Origin of the sequence: Paraburkholderia sp. RL17-337-BIB-A (assembly GCF_046025895.1) — a bacterium.
Classification (GTDB): Bacteria; Pseudomonadota; Gammaproteobacteria; order Burkholderiales; family Burkholderiaceae; genus Paraburkholderia; species Paraburkholderia fungorum_C.
On record NZ_JARESY010000002.1, the window covers coordinates 2,387,978 to 2,409,388 of the forward strand.

General features: G+C 62.5%; 17 protein-coding genes and 2 pseudogenes. 9 read left to right on the forward strand and 10 right to left on the reverse strand.

Annotated features, from left to right (window positions below):
• Nucleotides 1-96: 96 nt before the first annotated feature.
• The 3 genes from P0D84_RS31345 to P0D84_RS31355 all read left to right on the forward strand — a co-directional run bounded on the left by P0D84_RS31345 (nt 97) and on the right by P0D84_RS31355 (nt 4,761).
• Nucleotides 97-1,149 (forward strand): NAD(P)-dependent alcohol dehydrogenase, encoded by a 1,053-nt coding sequence (locus P0D84_RS31345; protein WP_408343053.1) that lies wholly within the window; start codon nt 97-99, stop codon nt 1,147-1,149.
• A 227-nt stretch (nt 1,150-1,376) separates the two neighbouring features.
• Nucleotides 1,377-2,795: an IS66 family transposase gene (gene tnpC, locus P0D84_RS31350; protein WP_408333516.1), complete on the forward strand. Its 1,419-nt coding sequence runs from the start codon at nt 1,377-1,379 to the stop codon at nt 2,793-2,795.
• Nucleotides 2,796-3,804: 1,009 nt separating this feature from the next.
• Nucleotides 3,805-4,761 (forward strand): LysR family transcriptional regulator, encoded by a 957-nt coding sequence (locus P0D84_RS31355; RefSeq protein WP_408343055.1) that lies wholly within the window; start codon nt 3,805-3,807, stop codon nt 4,759-4,761.
• Nucleotides 4,762-4,824: 63 nt separating this feature from the next.
• On the opposite strand, the pseudogene narI reads toward P0D84_RS31355, so the two are convergent.
• Nucleotides 4,825-5,237: pseudogene (gene narI, locus P0D84_RS31360) on the reverse strand (respiratory nitrate reductase subunit gamma); the annotation flags it as partial.
• A gap of 90 nt (nt 5,238-5,327) precedes the next feature.
• On the opposite strand from narI, the pseudogene P0D84_RS31365 reads away from it, so the two are divergent.
• Nucleotides 5,328-5,620: pseudogene (locus tag P0D84_RS31365) on the forward strand (DotU family type IV/VI secretion system protein); the annotation flags it as partial.
• A gap of 110 nt (nt 5,621-5,730) precedes the next feature.
• Here the strand turns inward: P0D84_RS31365 and zwf are convergent.
• The 3 genes from zwf to P0D84_RS31380 form a co-directional block, all read right to left on the reverse strand.
• Nucleotides 5,731-7,212: a glucose-6-phosphate dehydrogenase gene (gene zwf / locus P0D84_RS31370; RefSeq protein WP_408343057.1), complete on the reverse strand. Its 1,482-nt coding sequence runs from the start codon at nt 7,210-7,212 to the stop codon at nt 5,731-5,733.
• Nucleotides 7,213-7,413: 201 nt separating this feature from the next.
• Nucleotides 7,414-8,448: a delta(1)-pyrroline-2-carboxylate reductase family protein gene (locus tag P0D84_RS31375; protein WP_408343059.1), complete on the reverse strand. Its 1,035-nt coding sequence runs from the start codon at nt 8,446-8,448 to the stop codon at nt 7,414-7,416.
• Nucleotides 8,449-8,629: 181 nt separating this feature from the next.
• Nucleotides 8,630-9,844, reverse strand: a complete 1,215-nt coding sequence (locus tag P0D84_RS31380; protein ID WP_408343061.1) for an RNA-guided endonuclease InsQ/TnpB family protein — start codon at nt 9,842-9,844, stop codon at nt 8,630-8,632.
• Between the two features lie 22 nt (nt 9,845-9,866).
• On the opposite strand from P0D84_RS31380, the gene tnpA reads away from it, so the two are divergent.
• Nucleotides 9,867-10,283, forward strand: coding sequence for an IS200/IS605 family transposase (gene tnpA, locus P0D84_RS31385; RefSeq protein ID WP_408343063.1), 417 nt, complete (start codon nt 9,867-9,869; stop codon nt 10,281-10,283).
• Between the two features lie 79 nt (nt 10,284-10,362).
• On the opposite strand, the gene P0D84_RS31390 is transcribed toward tnpA, so the two are convergent.
• From P0D84_RS31390 to P0D84_RS31400, 3 genes are all read right to left on the reverse strand, one after another.
• Nucleotides 10,363-11,472: a potassium channel family protein gene (locus P0D84_RS31390; protein ID WP_408343065.1), complete on the reverse strand. Its 1,110-nt coding sequence runs from the start codon at nt 11,470-11,472 to the stop codon at nt 10,363-10,365.
• Between the two features lie 90 nt (nt 11,473-11,562).
• The gene (locus tag P0D84_RS31395) at nt 11,563-11,829 is read right to left on the reverse strand and encodes a hypothetical protein (protein WP_408343067.1); all 267 of its coding nucleotides are present in this window, start codon (nt 11,827-11,829) and stop codon (nt 11,563-11,565) included.
• 95 nt (nt 11,830-11,924) lie between these two features.
• Nucleotides 11,925-12,557, reverse strand: a complete 633-nt coding sequence (locus P0D84_RS31400) for a C39 family peptidase (RefSeq protein WP_408343069.1) — start codon at nt 12,555-12,557, stop codon at nt 11,925-11,927.
• A gap of 519 nt (nt 12,558-13,076) precedes the next feature.
• Between P0D84_RS31400 and P0D84_RS31405 the strand changes: the two genes are divergently transcribed.
• The 3 genes from P0D84_RS31405 (at nt 13,077) to P0D84_RS31415 (ending at nt 15,814) form a co-directional block, all read left to right on the forward strand.
• The gene (locus P0D84_RS31405) at nt 13,077-13,331 is read left to right on the forward strand and encodes a helix-turn-helix domain-containing protein (RefSeq protein WP_408343070.1); all 255 of its coding nucleotides are present in this window, start codon (nt 13,077-13,079) and stop codon (nt 13,329-13,331) included.
• A 2-nt stretch (nt 13,332-13,333) separates the two neighbouring features.
• Nucleotides 13,334-14,674 carry a type II toxin-antitoxin system HipA family toxin gene (locus P0D84_RS31410; protein ID WP_408343072.1) on the forward strand — a complete coding sequence of 447 codons (1,341 nt, stop codon included), beginning with the start codon at nt 13,334-13,336 and terminating at the stop codon, nt 14,672-14,674.
• Between the two features lie 285 nt (nt 14,675-14,959).
• Nucleotides 14,960-15,814, forward strand: a complete 855-nt coding sequence (locus P0D84_RS31415) for a helix-turn-helix domain-containing protein (protein WP_408343074.1) — start codon at nt 14,960-14,962, stop codon at nt 15,812-15,814.
• A gap of 124 nt (nt 15,815-15,938) precedes the next feature.
• Here the strand turns inward: P0D84_RS31415 and P0D84_RS31420 are convergent, their stop codons facing one another.
• Nucleotides 15,939-17,798, reverse strand: coding sequence for an ATP-binding response regulator (locus P0D84_RS31420; protein WP_408343076.1), 1,860 nt, complete (start codon nt 17,796-17,798; stop codon nt 15,939-15,941).
• Entirely contained in the window at nt 17,768-18,313 is a 546-nt protein-coding gene (locus P0D84_RS31425) for a putative pterin-binding protein (RefSeq protein ID WP_408343078.1), read from the reverse strand. Before P0D84_RS31425 ends, P0D84_RS31420 begins: the two co-directional genes overlap by 31 nt.
• Before the next feature lie 297 nt (nt 18,314-18,610).
• Between P0D84_RS31425 and P0D84_RS31430 the strand changes: the two genes are divergently transcribed.
• Entirely contained in the window at nt 18,611-19,558 is a 948-nt protein-coding gene (locus P0D84_RS31430; RefSeq protein ID WP_408343080.1) for a phosphoribosyltransferase, read from the forward strand.
• A 12-nt stretch (nt 19,559-19,570) separates the two neighbouring features.
• Here P0D84_RS31430 and P0D84_RS31435 read toward each other — a convergent pair whose 3' ends face one another.
• Complete coding sequence (locus P0D84_RS31435; RefSeq protein WP_408343082.1) at nt 19,571-21,265, reverse strand: ATP-binding domain-containing protein; 1,695 nt, start codon at nt 21,263-21,265, stop codon at nt 19,571-19,573.
• Between the last annotated feature and the right edge of the window lie 146 nt (nt 21,266-21,411).

Below are 21,411 nucleotides of genomic sequence, written 5' to 3' on the forward strand. Positions count from 1 at the left end.
CGGTGATCCCGGTTCACAACAAGGTTTGACCGCATCGGTGACACGCGTCGCCCATCGTCGGCGCCTTGCGACATCCCCTTTTTGCTGGAGCTACCCATGAGCACGACTTATGCCTATGCAGCGACCGACGCTAGCGCGCCGCTCGCCCCGTTCGAAATCCAGCGACGCGAACTGCGCGCCCACGACGTGCAAATGGAAGTCCTGTTTTGCGGCGTGTGCCATTCCGACTTGCATCAGGCACGCAACGAATGGAAGAACACGGTTTTTCCGGTGGTGCCGGGCCATGAAGTTGTCGGCCGCGTAACGGCGGTCGGCCCGGACGTGACGAAGTACAAGGCAGGCGACGTGGTGGGCGTGGGCTGCCTCGTCGACTCGTGCCGTACGTGTGCGAGCTGCAAGGAAGATCTCGAGCAGTATTGCGAAAACGGTTTTGTCGGCACGTACAACGGTGTGGACCGGGTTGACGGTCAGATCACCTACGGCGGTTATTCGACGCAACTGGTGGTGGATGAGGCATTCACGCTGCGCGTGCCGGAGAATCTCGACCCGGCGGGCGCCGCGCCGTTGCTGTGCGCGGGTATCACGACGTATTCGCCGCTGCGCACGTGGGGCGCCGGTCCTGGCAAGAAGGTCGGGATTGTCGGCCTTGGCGGCCTCGGTCACATGGGCGTGAAGTTGGCCCGCGCGATGGGCGCGCATGTCGTGTTGTTCACGACGTCGCCGTCGAAGATTGAAGATGCGAAGCGACTTGGTGCGCATGAGGTTGTCATTTCGAAGAATGCTGAAGAAATGGGAGTGCATGAAAACAGCTTCGATTTGATTGTGAATACCGTTGCTGCGCCGCATGATTTGAATCCGTTTTTGAATCTGCTCAAACGTGATGGGACGATGACGCTGGTTGGTGCGCCGGAGCACGATCATCCGTCGCCGCAGGTGTTCAATCTGATCATGAAGCGTCGCCGTCTGGCGGGTTCGCTGATTGGCGGAATTGCCGAGACGCAGGAAATGCTCGATTTTTGTGGCGAGCACGGGATTACTTCGGATGTTGAAGTTATTCCGATGCAGGGGATTAATGAGGCTTATGAACGGATGCTTAAGAGTGATGTGAAGTATCGGTTTGTGGTTGATCTGGATTCTTTGAGGAAGTGATTTTTTTGCCTGCGAGGTGTCTGGTGGTTTGGGTGCCTTGCAGGCAAGGGCTTTGTTTGGTTGATTGCCTGTGGCGCGCTTCTGGTTGTTTGCCTAGCGTGTTGGCCTGTCCTTGAATTGATATTGGTCTATTAGTGTTGCCCCTGTGCGGGGCGGCACTTACTTTCTTTGCCGCCGCGTAACTATTCAGCTTGTAAACTGTTGCCAGGCTGTGCATAGTGAAGGACATGACGAAGATGCCAGACATCAAGGACCTGACGCACGAACAGAAGGACGCGCTCATCATTGATCTGGTGAGACGTCTGAACGAGCTCGAAGCGAAACTGGAGAAGGACAGTCATAACTCCAGCAAGCCGCCGTCAAGCGATGGGCCCAGGCGCAAACCGAAGTCGTTGCGTGGCACGAGCGGCGCCAAGCCCGGTGCGCAACCTGGGCACAAGGGCAAGACGCTCAAACGCGTAGCGCAGCCCGATCACATCAAGATTCACCCAGTGGCGCCGGTGTGCGATGCATGCGGCAAACGCATCAAACCGGCCCGCATTGCCGTGTTGCCCGAAGGCCGTCAGGTGATCGATCTGCCGCCCACGCGCTTTGAGGTGACCGAACATCGCGTCCAGATCGCGCAGTGCCGCTGCGGCAAGCAGCATTCGGGCATGTTTCCCCAGGGCGTGAGCCAGGCGGTCCAGTACGGTCCCCAGGTGCGCGCCGCGGCGGTCTATCTGACGCAATACCAGCAGTTGCCGGTAGCGCGTACCGCTCAGGCGCTGGAAGACCTGTTTGGTCTGCCTGTGAGTACGGGAACCGTACAGCACAGCATTGATCAGGCCGCGCAGCTGCTGGCGCCGGCGGTTGAACAGATCAAACAGGCGCTACGCGAGCAGCCCGTGGTGCATTTCGATGAGAGTTCAATGCGCGTGGGTCGCACGCCTCACTGGCTGCATGTCGCCTCGACACGCATGTTGAGCTGGTATGGCTCACACCGCAAGCGCGGTAGCGAGGCGTTGGATAGCTTCGGCATTCTCCCCGGCTTCAAGGGCATCGCGGTCCATGACGGCTGGGGGCCGTACGCGGGCTATGAATGTGAACATGCGCTGTGCAATGCGCACCATCTGCGCGAACTGGTGTTTGTGCTGGAGTCCACGCAGCAAACCTGGGCACAGCAGATGATCGATCTGCTTTGCCAGGCAAAGCGTGAGGCTGACCTCAGTCTGGCCTCGGGCAACGCAGCGCTGGATCAATCGCGCCAACGCCATTATGCGCGGCGTAGCCGGATGCTGATTGCCCAGGCGCGCCGACTCAATCCGCAACAGGCACGTGAACCGACGCGCGAGGACCGCCGCGGCAGAATCAGGCAAAGTTTTACATACAACCTGCTCCGGCGCCTTCAGAGGTATGCACGCGAAGTGTGGCGTTTCATTGCAGACCACCGCGTCCCGTTCGATAACAACCAGGCCGAACGCGACATCCGTATGCTCAAACTCAAACAGAAAATCTCAGGATGCTTCCGCGCAGAATCGGGCATGCAGGCGTTCTGCACGATCCGCTCCTACCTTGCCACCCTGCGCAAGCAGAACCGCTCGCTGATCAATGCGCTGGCGTTGAGCTTCGCCGGATTAGTCGTTTCGCCTTTGGTGGCTGCTGAATAGTTACGCCGCCGCAAAGAAAGATAAGCAAAGAAAGCGGCTCAACCCGCTAGCTCATAAGCGGGTCCCCCGCATAGTTGCAATAGTGGTGCATCTGGAATCCGTGCTCTCGCACACTCCGAGTTAGCGACAAAGCAGTCATACTTCCCGTCTCGCACTATGTGCTCGCCGGAAGGGCACAGCTGCAAACCCATGGCTTCGTCTGGGCGTGGTTGGGAGCCGTCGGCTTCGCCTCGGCGAAATGCCAACGGATCCAGCGTTTCGGATTTGCCGTCAACGCTAAACATAACTAGCCGCATAAGGAATCGGACGGGGCTCTTAAAACAGCAAAACCAGCCTTTGAACTGCTATTGGCATCAAGTACGGCAGCCAGCTTGGCGAACTACTGTCAAGCGTAAAACGGCTAGCTGCTTTCTGAAGCGCCGAGATCAAGTACAACTACCCACTCGGTGAACTACTGCCAAGCATAAAACGGCTAGCTGCGTTCTGAAGCGCCGAGATCAAGTACAACGAGCCACTCGGCGAACTACTGTCAAGCGTAAAACGGCTAGCTGCTTTTTAGAGCGCCGTGTGCATTGAATACAGCGGGCGGCTGATGAAGTACTGGCGAGCATAAAAACGGCGGACGGTTTTATGAGGTACCGCTTCGGCGCGCGCAGCGCCGCTGGAAGAATGACTGCTGTGTCACTCACGCGGAATGTGCGAGGGCGCAGATTCCAGATGCACCACTGCCCCCTCCAAGCCAGGGGACCCGCTTAAAAGTTAGCGGTTTGAGCCGCTTTCTTTTGCCTACTTTTCTTTGCGGCAGGCAAAGAAAAGTAGGTGCCCGCCCCGCACAGGGGCGACGCTAATAGACCAATAACAAATCAAGGAAAGGCCAACACCATAAAAAGCACAGACAAACAAGCACCACCGCAGGCAAACAAATCAAAAAAACAACCACCACAAGCACACAACCAACCGCCGCCAAAGGCAAAAAAAACACCCCTTAACACCAATTGGAGTCTGAACCGTGATCGACAGAATAACTGCAATGCGGACATTCATCCGAATCGTGGACACCAACAGCTTCACCCGCGCAGCGGAATCCCTCGACATCCCCCGGGCGACCGCGACAACCATCGTCCAGAACCTGGAAGCCCTGCTAGGCACCGCCCTCCTGACCCGCACAACGCGGCGCCTGAGCATTACGCCAGAAGGCGCGGCCTACTACGAGCGCTGTGCGCAAATCCTCGCCGACATCGACGAAATGGAAGCCAGCCTCCGTCACGCAACAGATAACCTGACCGGCCGGCTGCGCATCGAAATGCCCGGTGCAGTAGCGAGCGCGATCGTCTTGCCGGCACTGGACGACTTCCACGTCCGCTACCCGAACCTCGATCTGGCCATCGGCATCAGCAACCGCACGGTCGACCTGGTCTCGGAAGCCATCGACTGCAGTATCCAGTTAGGCGAATTGCCGGACTCGAATCTGATCGCGCGGCAATTGGGCACCCTCGAGCACGTGACATGCGCAAGCCCGGCCTACCTGACCCGCCACGGCACGCCCGCCAATCTCGACGATCTACGCGGACACGTCGCGGTCAATTGCATGTCGCCGCATAACGGCCGTGAAGTCGACTTCGACTTCGAAGTAGACGGTGAAGCGCAAAACGTCAAGGTAAAAGGCTTCGTCAAAGTCAGCGACGAGCAGGCCTATCTCACTTGCGGATTGCAAGGCCTGGGAATGATTCAACCCGCACGGATCGCCGCCCAGCCCTACCTCGATTCCGGACTTCTGCGCGAAGTACTGCCGCAATGGAAACCCGTGCCGATGCCGGTCTCGATCGCTTATGTGAAGAACCGCCGGGTGTCGCCACGCGTGCGGGCCTTCGTTGACTGGCTCGCGGAATTGTTCGAACAGACCGAACACGTCGATCAGGACATGTCGCGAGTCCGTCAACTGTTGCGCGGCCTGCATCCCGCCTGAGGCGGGTTCATGCAGGCCCGCAGCACCCAGAGACGTCAATTCGGCAGTGATGGTCCGTTTAATTCACAAACGCCGTCGCGGCGTATTCTGCCCAACGGGCACCTTCGAACGTCGGTCGCTCACCACCTGCCACGACCGCAGCAGATACGCGAGCGATGCAAAACCGCTCCAGATATGCACGAGGGCGTGAACGGGAACACCAGAAACAGTGTCATCCCAAGGAGCATATGAGCTTTGAACACCCCGTTCGCTTCAGGGATGAGCGCCGCAGCGCCGCCCTGGACTGTGACGATGTGCTGTGCCCAACCGGCGAGTTTCATCATCATGCTACCGTCCAGATACTGCGCCGGCATCGGGATCGTGCCGAGACCCAACACCAGTTGCACCCACAACAACACGAGCAACACGATATCGCTGGTCTTCGAATGCGCACGGATGCGCGGGTCACCGAGCCGGCGGATCAACAGCATGGTCACGCAGCTGCGCCACCGTCGAGTTGCCAGGTAATCCAGAGTGTCAGACCGATCGACGCCAACGCCAACGCAAGCAACGTGGCGACAAGAGCGGGACCGGAGAAGCTCGCGTATCTGACCGCGCGAATCGGCGACGAAATCGCCCATATGAAGGGCAAGCGCGCACCGTTCGCGCCGCATTGGCCGCTGCCGGATCAGGTTGCGCACCGGCTCAAGCGCGAGGTGCCGTTGTGGTCGATCGGTGCGGTATTCGCGCTGGTGGGACTGCTCGCTTATCTCGGCCTGAACACCTGTTTGGGCGATCAGACGTTGCGCACGCTCGCGCCGTATTCGCAAGTGGCAAGCTCGGACCGCAATCGGCCACGTTGACGATCTCGCTGCCGTAGATCGGAACAGCAAGCACATAACGAAAAAGGCGGTCCGCGAAAACGGGCCGCCTTTTTCAATGCAACGCTTTCTTCAAACGTCGACGTACCGCCGACGCTTGACCCTCCACTTACTGCGATTCTTCCGCCCACACTGCGTTCTCCCGCGCCATCAGCGCCGTCGACGCAGCCGGTCCAAACGTGCCTGCCGTATAGGCACGCGGCTTGTCGCCCGACTTGGCCCAGCCTTCGAGAATCGGTTCGGCCCATGCCCATGCGGCTTCGAGTTCGTCGCGGCGCATGAAGTGCGTGAGGCGCCCGCGGATCACGTCGATCAGCAAACGCTCGTACGCTTCCGCGCGCCGCTCGGTGAAGGCCTGCTGCAAGTCCAGGTTCAGATTCACCGGCAGCATGTGCATGCCGCTGCCCGGTTCCTTCGCGAGCATTTGCAACTGGATCGACTCTTCCGGCTGCAACTGGATCACAAGACGGTTGCCGTAGTTGCGCCCACCGCTCGGAATGATCGAGAACGGCAATTCGGAAAACTCAATAACGATTTCCGATACCTTCTTCTGCATACGCTTGCCGGTGCGCAGATAAAACGGCACGTTGGCCCAGCGCCAGTTGTTGATATGCGCGCGCAACGCGACGAAAGTCTCGGCGCGGCTGCCGGCCGGCACGTTGTCTTCCTCAAGGTAGCCCTTCACCGGCTCGCCGTTTACCGCGCCGGCCGTATACTGACCGCGCACGGTATCGCGCGCGATATCCTCGGGCGTCATGGGACGCAGCGAGCGCAGCACCTTGAGCTTCTCGTCGCGCACCGCATCCGGATCGAGCGATACCGGCGGCTCCATGGCGACGATGCACAACAACTGCAGCAAGTGGTTCTGCACCATGTCGCGCAGCGCGCCGGTTTTGTCGTAGAAGCCCGCACGGCTGCCCACCCCGACCTCTTCGGCTACCGTGATCTGCACGCTCTTGATATACGGCGCCTGCCATAGCGGGCCGAAAATCGCGTTACCAAAGCGCAGCACCATCAGGTTCTGCACAGTTTCCTTGCCGAGGTAGTGGTCGATCCGGTAGATCTGCGCTTCGCTGAAATGCTTGCCGACCGCCGTGTTGATCTCCTGCGCGGACGCCAGATCGTGGCCGAGGGGTTTCTCGAGCACGACACGCGAATTCTCGTCGACCAATCCGGCCGCCGAAAGGTTGTCGCAAATATGCGTGAACAGATCCGGCGAGGTCGCGAGATAGAACACGCGGCGCACGCCGTCGCGCGACGCTTCTTTCAGACGGTGGTAGTCCTCGACCGAATCGACGTCCATGCGCACGTACTCGAACAGCGCCAGGAATTTGTCCCAGGCGGCAGCATCGAACGCCTTCTTTTCGATGAAGGGCTTGGCCTTCGCTTCCATGAATTCGTTGATGTACTCCTCACGCGACCACGGCTTGCGGCCGATCGTGAGAATGCGGGTATCCGGCGGCAGATTGCAGTGCAGATGCGCCATGTAGAGCGCGGGCAGCAGCTTGCGGAACGACAGATCGCCGGTGCCGCCGAAGATGATCATGTCGAGCGGCAGGTTGGGAGTGGCAGAAGCGTGTTGGGTCGTCATAGCGCGGTCGCAGCGTCGTGAAGGCGTCAAGTCAAAAGACAAGGGCAAAAAAACGCCGGCGGGCCGGCACGTTTTTCTGGCAAACGTCTATGGTGCAACGTTTTGAGATTGTTTGCACGGCAACATGTGCCGCAGGTTGTCGCAAGATGCCAACCCGGACCGAAGAACCACCCCGCGCCTGGCGACGCAGACGGTCCACGATCAACTGCCCGACAAGGCTTCGCGCGCGACGCGGCAGGCCGCCAGGTCCCATGCCGCACAACCGACGCTTTTGAAAACAATCGGTTTTCCCGCCGGCAACGAAGCGGTTTTTTCCACCACTGCGGCAATTCCGCCGACCTGCGTCCAATCGACGCCCGCCTGGATGAAATCACCGGCTTCATGCCTCGCGCCGGCTTCGTCGTCGACGAATAGCGCGCTACCGGCGATCGTGCGCGCGCCGATCTCGACCATGGCCGGCGTGAACGCGCCGACGCCGATCACGAGCCGGTCGGTGCGCGCCACTTCGTCGTAGACGGGCTGCCTGCTGGTGGTCAGCGCGATCACCACGTCGACTGAATCGGGAATGTTCGCGGCAGGGTCGGCCAGCGGTTGCAGTTCGCGCACCTTGCCACCCTGCGCGCCACGGGTGCCATGCGCGCCCTCAGTGCCATATGTGCCCTCCGTGCCCTCCGTACCCTCAGTGCCATACGTACCATACGAACGATGCGCGGCGCAAAACGCTTCGGCCCGCGCGGGCGCACTGCCCTTCACCCACACACGCGCGTCGGGGAACAGCTCACCGATCGCTTCCAGATGATTCGCTGCCTGCGTGCCGGTGCCGATCAGCAGGAATTCGCGCGGCCTGGCCAGCGCGAAAGTGTGTATGCCAAGCATCGACATCGCCGCCGTGCGACGCCCGGTTACCGTCGGGCCGTCGAGGATGAAGAGCGTCTCGCCGGTGTCAGCGTCAAACGCCATCACCTGGCCGTGAATCGTCGGGATGCCGCGCGGCCTGTTGCTCGCGCACACGTTGACCAGTTTGTGGATCGCGAGATCGGGCGCGGTGGCCGGCATAGACAGCATGATGTCGCCCTCGCTGAGCGGCACGACGAGCCGCTCGGGACTCGCGATGCGTTGCCGCGCGTAGTCGATGCTCGCGCGCTTCAACGCGTCGACGAGCGTTGCATACGGGATCAGCCGCGCGGTGGCGGCGTCGTCGAAAATCTGCGTGATCTGGCGAGGCGGTCGGCTCATAAGCGGGATTTTTCCTGTCCTTTGGAGATGATGCGTTTAATTCAGCACACCAGAAAACCATCAGTCAACGGATCGCGTTCGTCGACGATCCTGCTTGCAAAACCGTACCCATGCGCAGCACTTTCGTTCACCGGTTCCTTGACGTCCTCCCCGCCCTGAAGGACGGGGATTCCTACGGTGCTTAGGCCGCGATGGCCTGAGTCACTTCGGCGGGTTCCTGCTTCTTCGAGCGGCCCGAGCGCACCCTCTCTCCACAGGCGAACAAGCGCTGTCCGCGCTCTAAAACATTGATCGCGCCGACGTGATCGGCGTTTGCTTCGTGGCCGCAGCGCACGCACGCGAACAGCGATTGCGTGCGGCGGTTATCGGCTGAGATATGGCCGCAGCATGGGCACGTGCGGCTCGTGTTGGCCGCCGGCACGGCGACGAAGAACCCGCCGCGCCATGCCGTTTTGTACTCCAACTGGCGGCGAAACTCAAACCAGCCCTGGTCGAGAATTGACTTATTGAGGCCCGACTTGGCGCGGACATTGCGCCCTGGCGCTTCTACGCTGCCCTTTGATGACCTGGCCATGTTGCGCACCTGCAAATCCTCGACGGCGATCATTGCGTGGTTTTTGCTGATCGTGTTCGAGGCTTTGTGCAGGAAGTCGTTACGCGCGTTCGCGATGCGCGCATGGATGCGCTGCACGCGGGCCTTCGCCTTTTTCCAGTTCGATGAACCCTTGACCTTGCGCGACATGCGGCGCTGATACTTCGCGAGCCGCTGTTCGTGCCTTTTGAAGCTCGCGAGCGGCGCGATAAACGAGCCGTCGCTCAGCGTGGCGAAGCGCGTCACGCCGACGTCGATACCGACCGCCGGGCCGTGCGGAACCGCCTGTTCGACCTCGCGCTTCGTGAGGATCGAGACGAACCACTTGCCCGCGCGCAGCGATACCGTCGCGCTGCGGAGCTCGCCGGGCACGGTGCGGCTGTTGCGGTAGCGGACGTAGCCGAGCTTCGGCAAAAAGATGCGACCGCTCTCGCGGTCCAGCCTGATCTGCTTTGCGTCGGGATAGCGAAACGAATCGCTCATGCCTTTGCGCTTGAAACGGGGGAACCCGGTGCGCTTCCCGAAGAAACTGACGAACGCGCGATCGAGGTCCTTCAGTGCCTGCTGCTGGGTATGGACCGGCGCATCCTTGAGCCACGGCGTATCAGCGCTGTTGCGCCATTCTGTGAGCCACTTGCACATGCCTGCATGGCCTACGAACTTCCCGCCAGCTTCGCGATTCTTCTGCTGCTCCGCGAGCGCCTTGTTAAAAACGAACCGGCCTGCTCCGGCGAACTGGCGCATCTTGCGCGCTTGCTCACCGGTCGGCATGAATTCGAATTTGAAGGCTTGAAGTCGTTCCATAGCTGAAAATATACTTTGGTCTATGACTACCGACAACAATATTCGACACGGGCGACACTGCGTTTTCGTGATGCATGTGCACTTGGTCTTTGTAACCAGGTATCGGCGCGGCGTGTTCACGAAAGAAATCATCGACGACCTGCGCGTGGTATTCGCCAGCGTGTGCGCCGACTTCGAGGCCGAACTGGTGGAGTTCGACGGCGAGGACGACCACGTACACCTTCTGGTGACCTACCCGCCCAAAGTCGCCGTCTCGACGCTCGTGAACAGCCTCAAGGGCGTTTCGAGCCGCATGATCCGCAAGAAGAACTACCTGAGCATTCGGCGCAACCTGTGGAATGGTGCGCTTTGGTCGCCGTCCTATTTCGCCGGTAGCTGCGGCGGGGCGCCTGTCTCAGTGATTCGCCAATACATCGAGCAACAGCGAACGCCGCACTAAGGCCCTGGAAGGACGCCTACGGCGTCCGCGCTTTCCTTCCCCGCCGTGAACGACGGGGCTTGCCGCGCACTTGGGTCAATTAACCGCCGGACACTTCGCTCGCGCGACGCGACGACTGGATCACCAGCAACAGATCGCCCGGCTCGATCGGACACGGCTCGTCTTCGTAAAACGACAGCATCTGTCCCGCGCGTATCAGCCCGACCACCACCGCGCCCGGCAGCGCATTGCTCCAGCGGCCCACTTCCAGCGCCGTCGCCGGACGCTCCACCAGATTGACGCGGCCGCGCGCCGACAGCAGATCGTTGACGAATGGCACGATGTAGTTGCTGTCCACCGCGTCGGCGAGCAACAGGCCGCCGATCTTGGTCGATGAAACGATCACGTCCGCGCCGGCCTGGCGCAACTGGCGCTGGTAGGTTTGCTCCTGGATCCGCACGACGATCTTCGTGTCCGGCGCGACACTGCGCACGGTCAATGTCAGCAGGATCGCGATGGCGTCGTCGCTGACGGCGATGATGACCGCGCGGGCAATACGCACCTGCGCCTGTTGCAGCAGATCCTCGCGCGATGGATCGCCGAGCAGGCCCGCCACGCCCAAGGCCGTGGCCGCTTCGAGCGCCGCCTGCTGCGAATCGATGACGACGATCGACTCCGCGGCGAAGCCGCTTTCCAGCAGCTCGCGCACCGCGACCGAACCGCTCAATCCGTAGCCGCACACCACGACGTGATCGCGCAGCTGTTTTTGCAGGCGTTTCATGCGGAATTCCTCGATGACACGTTGAATGACGAACTGATAAGCGGTGCCCAGAAACACGAACCAGATCACGATCCGGATCGGCACGATAAAGAAGGCGTCGATGAGTCGCGCACGGGCGGTAACCGGCACGATGTCGCCATAACCGACAGTGGCGACGGTGACCATCGTGAAGTACATCAGGTCGACGATGCCGAGCACCTTGCGGTTGGCGTCGCGCAGACCATCGCGGTCGAGATAGAGCACGGCGAAGGCAAGTACGCAGAGGCCTAGCACGAGATAGATACGCTGCAGCAGCATGCGCTGCGGCGACGCCGCGGGGCGCGTGAACAGCGTGCGGGCGCGCGGCGCCTGCCACGGTGTGCGGGCCCGGCGCGGCAAGCGAAAGCGTGGCGGGCGTGGCTGCGGCTCTGGGTGTGGCTGATCAGACACGCGGCGGCTCCAGGCATCGAGGACAAGCGATTCTACGACGCCTCGCGCGCCGTGGGGCCGGATCGGGAACAGGCGGCCGCGCCGCCGCCTTTACTGCGAAGCGGCTTTGGCCTTGGCGTCGCCTTTCTTGCCGCCCTTGAACATCGCGCGACACGCCGGACTGAGTTCGTCGACGTGCCGCTTCATGCAGGCGGTGATTTTTTCCTTGTTCGGAATCTCGGCGGAGCAGAAATGCATTGCGTCGCCGCGACAGGCCTTGGCCTGGTCATCTTCGGAGGCCGCGTTCGCCTCGGTCACTGCACTTAGCGCTGCAAGGCTGAAGACAAGGCTGGAGGCAAGGGCGTGGATTCGATTCATGACGGGTTCCGCTATCGCAAAGGTCGGTGACACGTTGCTCAGCAGAAAACGGGCCCGATCATTGCGCTCGCCATACGGCGTGCCGGCCGCCGCGGCTAGCGCGCGATGCGGGTGAGCGTCATGCCACGCCCTGCGTAGAAACGCGCCATCGTTGCGAGCGGCAAATACACATCCGCCTGCTGAGGCGCTATGCCCGACGGGTTGTGAAACCATACGCCATCGCGATCGCGCCCATGCAGCAGGATCAAATGGCCGCCCTGGCGCTGATTCGGCTGCTCGGGATAGCGGATCTCGGGGCTCACGGACACGATCGCCAGCGTCTCGCCGTCGATGCGCATGGCGATCTCTTCGAGCGGCGCCTGCGGCAGTACCTCGACCTGAACGCCGAATGCCCTGCCGATCCAATCGGCGAACGGCCGATAAATCAAACCGTCGACGCCACCGTCGTCGCGCAGCCGGTACACGCCGTGCCGCAGTGCTTCATCCAGCAGCGCGGCGCGCGGCGCGTGTTCGATGCGCCAGTAGTCGAGCGCGGATTCGAGGGAGGTCAGACCGCACAGGCGTTTGGCCCAGAAGCGGTAACGCTCCGGGTCGGCGAAACCGCTGCGCTGCCAGGCTGGGTCGTCGCACGGGTCGCCCTGTTGTTCGACGATGTGGCGCACCCATGCGGGGCTGCCCCATTGCGTGTAGTACGGCACGTCGGTGTGGCGGAGCGTCGGTTGGTTCATGAGTGGAGCGGAGTTAGTGGATGAACTCGTCGCGCTGGCTCCGCAGTTCGGGCAGAGACCACTTGAGCGCGCGGGAATGGCCGCGCGTCATTCGACGTCGACCTGCATGTCGTCAGCGAGATTGATCGCGCCGTTCGCGCGTTGCCGCACGCGCCGGCGATCAGCACGTCGGCGTGTTTTGGGAACGATTGGTCGGCGAGGGTGAAGCTCGCGTGCAGCGGGTAAGTTGTGTTCCTCAGGCGGGCGGGTTTTAAGTGTGGGCATAATCTTCGCAGGCAGGCCGGTTGTCCGCAATGCCACAATGCGCCCGTTTTGCCGTCTGCCGTTGTGCCGTTGTGCCGTTGTGCCGTTGTGCCGTTGTGCCGTTGTGCCGTGGCAGGCAAATGTAAATTATTCGCCAAACGGATATTTGTTTTTTATTCGCCATACAGATATTTGTCAAATATGCGTCACACGAATATTTGACAGATATCTGTGTCACGCATAAAAAGCATTTATTCGTCTCGCGGATAATCTGCCATGATCCACCTCGTCGCCACGCCGGACCAGATGGCCCAGCTGCTTGCTGCCGGTCGGCGCCAGGCCGGCCTTACCCAGGCCGAAGCTGCCGCGCGCATCGGCATCAGCCAGAGCCGCATCTCGGCGCTGGAAACCGACGCCACCGCCCTCACCCTCACCCAACTGCTGGCGCTGTGCGGCGCCTACGGCCTGCAACTGCAGCTACGCGACAAAAACCAGCCGGTGCCTGAGCCGGGGCCTCTGATCGAGTGGTAAGCATGGGCCGCCAAACGCATTCGCGGGCGCTTTCGGTGTGGGCCAACGGCGAGCGTGTCGGGGTCTGGCGCCTGCCGACCCGCGGCCCCATGGAGTTCGCCTACGAGCCCGCATGGGTCGCCTCCTCCGCGGGCCGGCCGCTCTCGCTCTCGTTGCCGTTCGCGCCGAGCAACGCGGTGCACAAAGGGCCGCGGGTGCTCAACTATTTCGACAATCTGCTGCCCGACAGCGAGGCGATCAGAAAGCGCATCGCCCAGCGCTACCAGACCGCTACGCTCGACGCGTTCGACCTGCTGCAAGCCATCGGCCGCGATTGCGTGGGCGCCGTCCAGTTGCTGGCCGTTGACGACGCGCCGGCCGGCGTCGAACGGATCGAAGGCACGCCGCTCTCCGACAGCCAGATCGAAACCATGCTGGCGCGCATCGTCAGCAACCCCGCCCCCGGCGCATCCGGCGATGCGGACGATTTCCGCATCTCGCTCGCCGGCGCGCAGGAAAAAACCGCCCTGCTCTGGCATGACGGCAAGTGGCAGCGTCCGCACGGCGCCACGCCCACCACGCATATTTTCAAGTTGCCGCTTGGGCTCGTCGGCAACAAGCTCGCCGGCCTCAGCACCTCGGTCGAAAACGAATGGCTGTGTCTGCGCATTCTGCGCGCCTATGGTCTGCCGGTGGCCAACACCGAGATCATGACGTTCGGCAAGCAGCGGGTGCTGAGCGTCGAGCGCTTCGACCGGCAATTGCATTCGAGCGGGCACTGGCTGCTGCGCCTGCCGCAGGAAGACTTCTGCCAGGTGTACGGCGTGCCGTCGCATCGCAAGTACGAAAACGAAGGCGGTCCGGGCGTGCTGGACCTCGCGCGGATTCTTCAGCAATCGGTCTCGGCGCGACAGGACATTGAAACGCTGCTGGCAAGCCAGATCCTGTTCTGGATGCTGGCCGCGCCGGACGGCCACGCCAAGAACTTCAGCATTCGCCTGCTGGCGGGTGGCCAGTACCGCCTGACGCCGCTTTACGATGTGATGTCGATCTGGCCGGTGGAAGGCAATGGGCCGAACCAGTGGGCGTGGTACAAGGCCAGGCTCGCCATGGCGATGTGGTCGCGCAGCAAACACGACGCCTTTCGCGACGTGCAGCGACGCCACTTCAACACCATGGCGCTGAGGTGCTCGTACGGCGCGAACGCCGAGCCTTTGATCCAGCGGCTGATCGACCAGACGCCCGAGGTCATCGCGCGGGTCTCGGCCGAATTGCCCGAGCGGTTTCCGGGCAAGGTCGCCGAGCGGATCTTCAAAGGTCTGAAAAGCTCGGCGGCCAGGCTCAACAAGATGTCAGCCGCATAAGGCAGCTTGAGACGCTGAATAATTCTCTACCGATGCGGTACGGTTTCATCGGTAAAATGCAAGTCATGCCAAATGCATAAAAAATCGCCGAGTCCATCCGCTCGCGCCGCGCACTGAAAGACCCGACCACGGTCATACAAAAACACAAGCCGCGATACTTTTTACGGTACATTTGCTGTCCCCTGCGCCGCCGCGTCAACGCACATTCAATGTGCATGGCCGCGCCGCGCGTGCGGTATCGCACTCTCCACAGCCACCCTTCAAGAAGGCGGATCGTTACGCAGTATGACCAACGAAACACACTCACCTGACTCCATCGCAGTCGCCGAGCGCGTGCGCGAGTTGATGAGCCGGCATGGCATCGGCAAACGCCAGCAAACCACGGAGCTGTGCCGCATCCTCGATCTGAGTTTTTCGCAGGGACACCGCAAGCTGCGCGGCAACAGCCCGTGGACCCTCTCGCAGATCAAGAAGGTGGCCGAAGTGTTCGGCGAACCTGCCGCTCAGCTATTCGGCGCGCAGTCGCTCGATCCGGGCATGGTCGGCGCGATCGCCCAGGAGGCGGTGTTCAGCATCGGCGCGATCGAGCTGGCCTGCACCGCATGGGTCGGCGCCGCGCTCGAACCGGGCAGCCGCCCGGAATTTGTCGCGTACTCGAAGCTGGGCCAGTGGCGCGTGGCGCGTCACGACGGCACGCTTTACCAAAGCGCGTACGAGGTCCACAAGATCGAGATCTATCCGCGCCGCGCTGAAACCGACAAGCCCACCATCGCCGTGGTCGACGACGATCAAGCCTCCGCCGACAACCTGCGCGACTATCTCGAGCGCAGCGGTTTCGCGGCAGTGGCGATCTACGGCCTCGCGGCGTTCGCCGAACAACTGCAAACCCAGGTCTTCGACGGCATCGTGATCGACTGGCTGTTCGGCTCGCAAACCTCGGCGGCGGCGATCCGCGCCGTGCGGGCATCGGAGAATCCGGACGCGCCGATTTTCGTGCTGACCGGCGAACTGCTGACCGGCAAGGCCAGCGAATCGGAAATCAGCGAGGTGATCCGCAATTACGACGTCGCGTGCTATGAGAAGCCCGCGCGCATGGCGATCCTGGTCGCCGATCTGTCCAAGCGCCTCAACCGGCCCTGAGGCGCGGCAAGCATCTGAAGGTGTGTGCTCAGGCTGAGCCCCCTCCATGCGCGCCTCCCTCGGCCGTCGCATCACGCCTCATCACCGTCATCACGCACCATCAAGCGCCGCATCAGGCATCGCATCACGCCGTATGCCGCAAAGCCAAGGCACGCTGCAACGCGCTGCGCAGTTCCTCGTAATGGACTGGCTTCAATAAGGTTTCAAAAAACGGCTGCAAGCCGGCTTCTGCCGCGCCCCCATCCGCACGGCCCGCGCTATCCGCTTCCGGCGCGTAGGCGCTCACCACGATCACCGGCACACCCGACGACGGTCCCCCACGTGCCGTGAAATCCGCGAGGAACGTATAACCGTCGCGTTCCGGCATATGCAGATCGAGCAACACCACGTCACAACGATGCGCGTCGAGCCACGCGAGCGCTTCGTCGGCGCTGGAGACGGCATGCGCGTCGAAATCCATGTGCGCGATCATTTCGCCGAGCGACTCGCGAACCAGGCGGTTGTCGTCGACGATCAGCACGCACGAGCGCGCGCCGCCCGGTTCCGCGTGTGCCGCCACGCCAGGCGGCTCGGTCGCCGCGACCGGCGTGACCGGGATCGTTACCGTAAAGATGGTGCCCTTGCCCACCGTGCTCGCCACTTCGACGGTGCCGCCGAACAGCCGGACCAGCCCCTGCACGATCGTGAGCCCCATTCCCGCGCCTTCGAAACGGCGCGCACGCGACGCATCCAGTTGCGTGAACTCCTGAAAGATCAGCGGAATCTGCGCATGCGGCACGCCTGGCCCCGTGTCGCTGACGACGAAGATCAGCACCGCTGGCCGCTGCCGGAGCTGCACGCGCACCGTGCCGGTTTCGGTATAACGGATCGCGTTGGTGACCAGGTTGTTGACGATCTGGCGAATCCGGTGGGGATCGGAATCGACAAGGCCGCTCATGCCGCTTGCCTCGCTTTCCAGCGTGAGGCCACGCGCCGCGGCTGCCATTGCGTGTTCGTCGACGATCGACGCCAGCAGTTCGCGCGCCTCGAAATGCTCGTGACGCAACTCGAGCTTGCCGGCCCCGAGGCGCGCGTAGTCGGTCAGGTCTTTCATCTGGGCTTCCAGATGCCGCCCGGCGGTTTCGAGCCGCTGGATCACCTTGCGGTCAGCCTCGGAGTGATAGTTGAAGCCCAGCAATTCGATCGACGACACGATCGCGTGCAACGGCGTGCGCAGTTCGTGACTGATCATGCCGAGGAACGCGTCCTTCGCGAGGCTCGCCTCGCGCGCCGCGCGGCTCGCCTGGTGTTCGGCTTCGAGCGCCGCATGCTGCTGATGCATCAGGCGCGTGCGGCGCCGGCCATTGAGCACCAGCAGCGTGGTCGCGGCCGCCGACAGTAACAGCAGCAACAGGCCGCCCGCGAACAGCATGCGGCGCTTGTCGATGACATCGCGGCTCATCGCCTCACGGTCGGCCACGTCGGCGAAACGGCGGCTCAACGCGAGATCGTTGACCTCGCTCCAATGCTGGCGCAGCTCCATGACGATCTGATTGGCGCGGCTGCGGTTCTTCGGCAACGCGTCGACCTCAGGCTCAATCCCGTCCAGCAGATGGGCGAGCGACTGGATTTCGTCCAGCTGCCGTTGCAGCAATACGAGCTGCGTGGTCAAACGGTGCGTCGAACCGGCCATCACATGCAGCTTCGACTGCAGCAACTGGTAGCGCAGCATGAGCCGCTGATAGTCGTCGTCCACGCCGGACTGATACAGCAGCAGCTGATTCTCGAAACGCGCGTAGGCGATCTGCAACTGCGCGGCGTCCCAATAGAAGTCGTCGTATGAACCGGTCAGTTGTTCGGTGGCGCGCGGGTTGAGCAGGTTCGCGTACAACAGATAGCCAATTGCGCCGGCCGGCGCCGCGAGCGCGGTCAGCCAGATCAGCACATAGAGCGCACGACGCCACGGGCGGCGCGTTATTTGACGATGAGTGCCTTGATCTGCCATACGAATTTCGAATCGCCCAACGCGCCCGTGAGTTCATCGGGGAATGCGTCGCGCGGATAGATAAGAAACAGCGGCCCGAAGTCGCTGATCTTCAGGCGCCGGCCGTTCATGCTGTACGCAACGACCACGCCGTAGCGATCGCAGTCCGACACCGGTATGGTGTACGTATAGTCGTCGAGCGTATGGATCTCGACTGCGCTGCCGGATGCGCCGACTGTCTTCAGGATATCCGCGAGCAGCGGTCCTGTGAAGGTGGAACGCGGGGTCCAGGTGGTGGCGGTCGTAATCGAATGGACCGGCAGCGCCAGCAGTTGTGCCTCGGTGAAGTGATACGACTGGTGCGCCGCGTCGTTGGTTTTGCTGATTTTGCCCGTCACCTCGAGCGATAACGGCAACGACGCTGCCTGCGCCTCAGCCTGCATGCTCCACGCGGCGAGCGCGAGGAGCAGACCCAGCCCCCACCCTGTGCCCTTCCCGCCCCTCCAGCCATCCACCGCTGTGCTCACTCTGGTCATCTGCCTGGCTTGTTCCATCGTTTGTTATTTTGCGGGCGGCTCCGCCGCACTGACCCAATCTGGTGATCCAACCCTGCCAGCGAATCTGCCAGGCCCGTTTCCGGCCGCAGCGTCGTTCTTACGGAACGCCCGCTCCAGTGACGCGCGTCACTCCGACGCGCGATCTTTGATCCGCATGCATAATATCGCCAAAATTCTTTGTCTCAAAAACGGGGGCCCGCCGCTGCGCTGCGCCGTGCGCGGCTCTCCGTCCAAGCGACACCTGCTCCACGTGCGCAACGCGACGCCATAAGAGTCATGAACAAGCCGGTTTTGCCCCTGACTTACGAACAACTCGATCGCTGGATCGAATCGCTGCAGCCCGCGTTGCTCGCGGAGCGTTTCACGATGGCGATCGGCATTCTGCGTGGCGGCGCACCGCTTGCGCTGATGGTGTCGCATGCGGCCGGCACGCCGGTCGCCTTCGTGCGTTATGACCGCCAGACGCGCACGGCCGCGTGGGATTCGACGCTGCCGATTCCGCCCGCGGGCTCCAAGGTGCTGCTGTGCGAGGACATCGCGGGGCGCGGCTTTACGCTGACCGATTGCATCGCGTTCCTTCAGCAGCATGGCCTCGACGTCAGGACGCTGACCGCCGCGGTCGACGATCTGAGCCGCATGCAACCCGATTACGCGATCGACGCCCGGGGTTACTTCGCGCTGTTTCCGTGGGAGCGCCAGGCTTATACCGAGCGCTATCGTGAAGACTGGGAACGCGTCGAGTCGGGCGCGGCGCCCGCGATGGCCGACGACCACGAATACGCCACCTACGCGATCGACCTCGACGGCATTCTGCTACCCGACGTGCCGCTCGCGCGCTACGACGAGGATCTGGCCGCGGCGCTCGCCGAACGCGATGCGCTGCTGCCGTTCGAGATGCTGCCCGGCATCGACATGCAACGCGTCCGCACGATCATCACCGGCCGGCCGGAACTGGATCGCCCGCGCACCGAAGCGTGGCTCGCACGGCACGGCTTCGGCCATATGCGCCTCGTGATGCGCACGCCCGGCACGCACGATGAAAGTCCCGCCGGCGCCGCCGCTCACAAGGCCGCTGCGGCGTTGCGCGGCGGCGTCACGCATTTTGTCGAGAGCGATCCGGTGCAGGCGCTGCTGATCGCGCAGCAGGCGCCGCTCCTGCGCGTGATCTGGTGGGACGCGCTCACGCAAACGGGGATGCTGGTGGGCGCGCGGGCGTGGACGTGAGGGCCAGGCTTCTTACGCCTCTTTGAACTCTTTGGTTTCCCTAACGTCTTTACCGTCGCGCAGATGCAAATGCCCCGCGGCCCGCTGTGAAGCGACGATGATCAGCTTCATGGTCGCCCGCGTGGCACCGACGAACAGCTTGCGCGCAATACGCTCGTCGAACGTATCGAAGTCGACTTCGGTGAAAATCACGCACGGCGCCGCCTGCCCCTTGAAGCGATAGATCGACTCGAACAGCACGTCGCCTTCGCGATACTCCGGGTTGCCGAACAGATCGTACTTACCCGTAAAACTGCGCAAGCGATGCGGGCCGAGATGATCCTGTGCCGTCATCGCCGAACCTTCGCGGCCGCGAAACGACAGCACCGCAATATCCTGTTTGCGAAAACCGAGCGACAACGCCTGCGTGATCGCCCGCTTGGTCGCCTCGATGCTGCCCTCGGCCGCATTCGTTTCGTCATAGACGGAGAGCGAAATATCGGAGCCGTCGAACGGACTGCCCGACGCAAGACCCGCCGCAACCGGCACCGAAGCGCCGACCACGTCGCGCACATAGTCGAGAATGTCGCGCGGGCTGCGATAGTTGGTGGTCTCTTTCAACGTGGTCCAGCCGGGCAGTTCGACCGGCTCGCGCATATAGAGATTCTGCAGTGGGTCTTCGAGCCACCACCACGCGGCGCCCGGCCGCAACAGGCGCTCGAGGGCGGCCACCCACGGCTGCTGGAAATCCTGCCCTTCGTCGACAATCAGCACGTCGAATTGCCAGCGCGCGTCGATCGGCGTTTGCGCAAAAATCGTTTCAAGCTGATCGAAGACGTCGCCGGACTGGAAATCCGGCTCGCGGCCCGCGTCGCGCGCGATCCAGTCGCAGAGCTGGTGATAGTTCGCCACCTTCGCCTCGGGCGGCGCGACCCGCGCGATGTGATCCGCGAGCGGCCGGTTGAAACACACGTACAAAGGCCGTTGCCCGCGCGCCACCGCGTCCTTCATCACCTGCACCGCCAGTTGCGTCTTGCCGGAGCCGGCCGTGCCGATCACGCGCAGCCGGAACGGCGAAAACTCGAGCCGCCGCGCCCAGCTCGCGAGGCCGCCCGCCAGACGCGTGACCAGCGTGCCGGCCTGACCGACCAGCGCGCTGGCGTCGGGCGTGAGCGCGAGTTCGTCGGCAAGAAAGTGGTGGATTTTCGGTGCGCACGCGAGGCGCGGTTCATCGGCCGGCAAGGCTTCGCGAATGACCGCGGCAAGCCGGCCCTTACGCGTCGCGTCGACGATCCGCGCGGGATCCACGCCGGCAATCGCTGCGTCCTTGACGATATGGTCCGGGCAATATAGCAATTCTTCGATGAAATAAGTGCCCGCGCCGAACGCCGCGGTGAAACGCCGATGCAGCGTTTCGACGGTATGTGCGAGCGCGATCGCCACATTGCGTTCGGTCTGAAGATAGACCTTGACGAGCCCCTTCGGCGTTTCGCGCAGGAAGCCGGTTTTCTGTTCGACGATCATCACGCGCCCGGCCGGGCTGACGATCACGAAGTCGGCTTCGCCGAACACGGAAAAATTCTGGTTCAGGCGGGTCCAGTGCACGCCGTGATAGACGGTGTAGCCATCAGGAAGCGCTTCTTCCAGCAACGCGAGGGTTTCGCGTTCGCGTGCCGCCGCGCCGGTGGCGGCGAGACTCTTCCAGTCGTCGGGGACAATGCGGGCCATGCGGTGCCTCGTCGTATTCGGGTGCGCCCATTGTACGCAACGCCCGCGCGTTGCCGGCATGCTTTGGCCGGTGCTTTGGCCGGCACTCGCGGCGTGAATCGCAAGGCGCTCGGGCCATGCGTCGGCCCACCCTGCACGCGGCCGAT

Bases quoted from the DNA above. Each gene is read 5' to 3' on its own strand.
- P0D84_RS31345 (WP_408343053.1), top strand. From the start codon at position 97: ATGAGCACGACTTATGCCTATGCAGCGACCGACGCTAGCGCGCCGCTC.
- tnpC (WP_408333516.1), top strand. From the start codon at position 1,377: ATGACGAAGATGCCAGACATCAAGGACCTGACGCACGAACAGAAGGAC.
- zwf (WP_408343057.1), bottom strand. From the start codon at position 7,212: ATGACGACCCAACACGCTTCTGCCACTCCCAACCTGCCGCTCGACATG.
- P0D84_RS31375 (WP_408343059.1), bottom strand. From the start codon at position 8,448: ATGAGCCGACCGCCTCGCCAGATCACGCAGATTTTCGACGACGCCGCC.
- P0D84_RS31380 (WP_408343061.1), bottom strand. From the start codon at position 9,844: ATGGAACGACTTCAAGCCTTCAAATTCGAATTCATGCCGACCGGTGAG.
- tnpA (WP_408343063.1), top strand. From the start codon at position 9,867: ATGACTACCGACAACAATATTCGACACGGGCGACACTGCGTTTTCGTG.
- P0D84_RS31395 (WP_408343067.1), bottom strand. From the start codon at position 11,829: ATGAATCGAATCCACGCCCTTGCCTCCAGCCTTGTCTTCAGCCTTGCA.
- P0D84_RS31400 (WP_408343069.1), bottom strand. From the start codon at position 12,557: ATGAACCAACCGACGCTCCGCCACACCGACGTGCCGTACTACACGCAA.
- P0D84_RS31405 (WP_408343070.1), top strand. From the start codon at position 13,077: ATGATCCACCTCGTCGCCACGCCGGACCAGATGGCCCAGCTGCTTGCT.
- P0D84_RS31410 (WP_408343072.1), top strand. From the start codon at position 13,334: ATGGGCCGCCAAACGCATTCGCGGGCGCTTTCGGTGTGGGCCAACGGC.
- P0D84_RS31415 (WP_408343074.1), top strand. From the start codon at position 14,960: ATGACCAACGAAACACACTCACCTGACTCCATCGCAGTCGCCGAGCGC.
- P0D84_RS31420 (WP_408343076.1), bottom strand. From the start codon at position 17,798: ATGGCAGATCAAGGCACTCATCGTCAAATAACGCGCCGCCCGTGGCGT.
- P0D84_RS31425 (WP_408343078.1), bottom strand. From the start codon at position 18,313: ATGACCAGAGTGAGCACAGCGGTGGATGGCTGGAGGGGCGGGAAGGGC.
- P0D84_RS31430 (WP_408343080.1), top strand. From the start codon at position 18,611: ATGAACAAGCCGGTTTTGCCCCTGACTTACGAACAACTCGATCGCTGG.
- P0D84_RS31435 (WP_408343082.1), bottom strand. From the start codon at position 21,265: ATGGCCCGCATTGTCCCCGACGACTGGAAGAGTCTCGCCGCCACCGGC.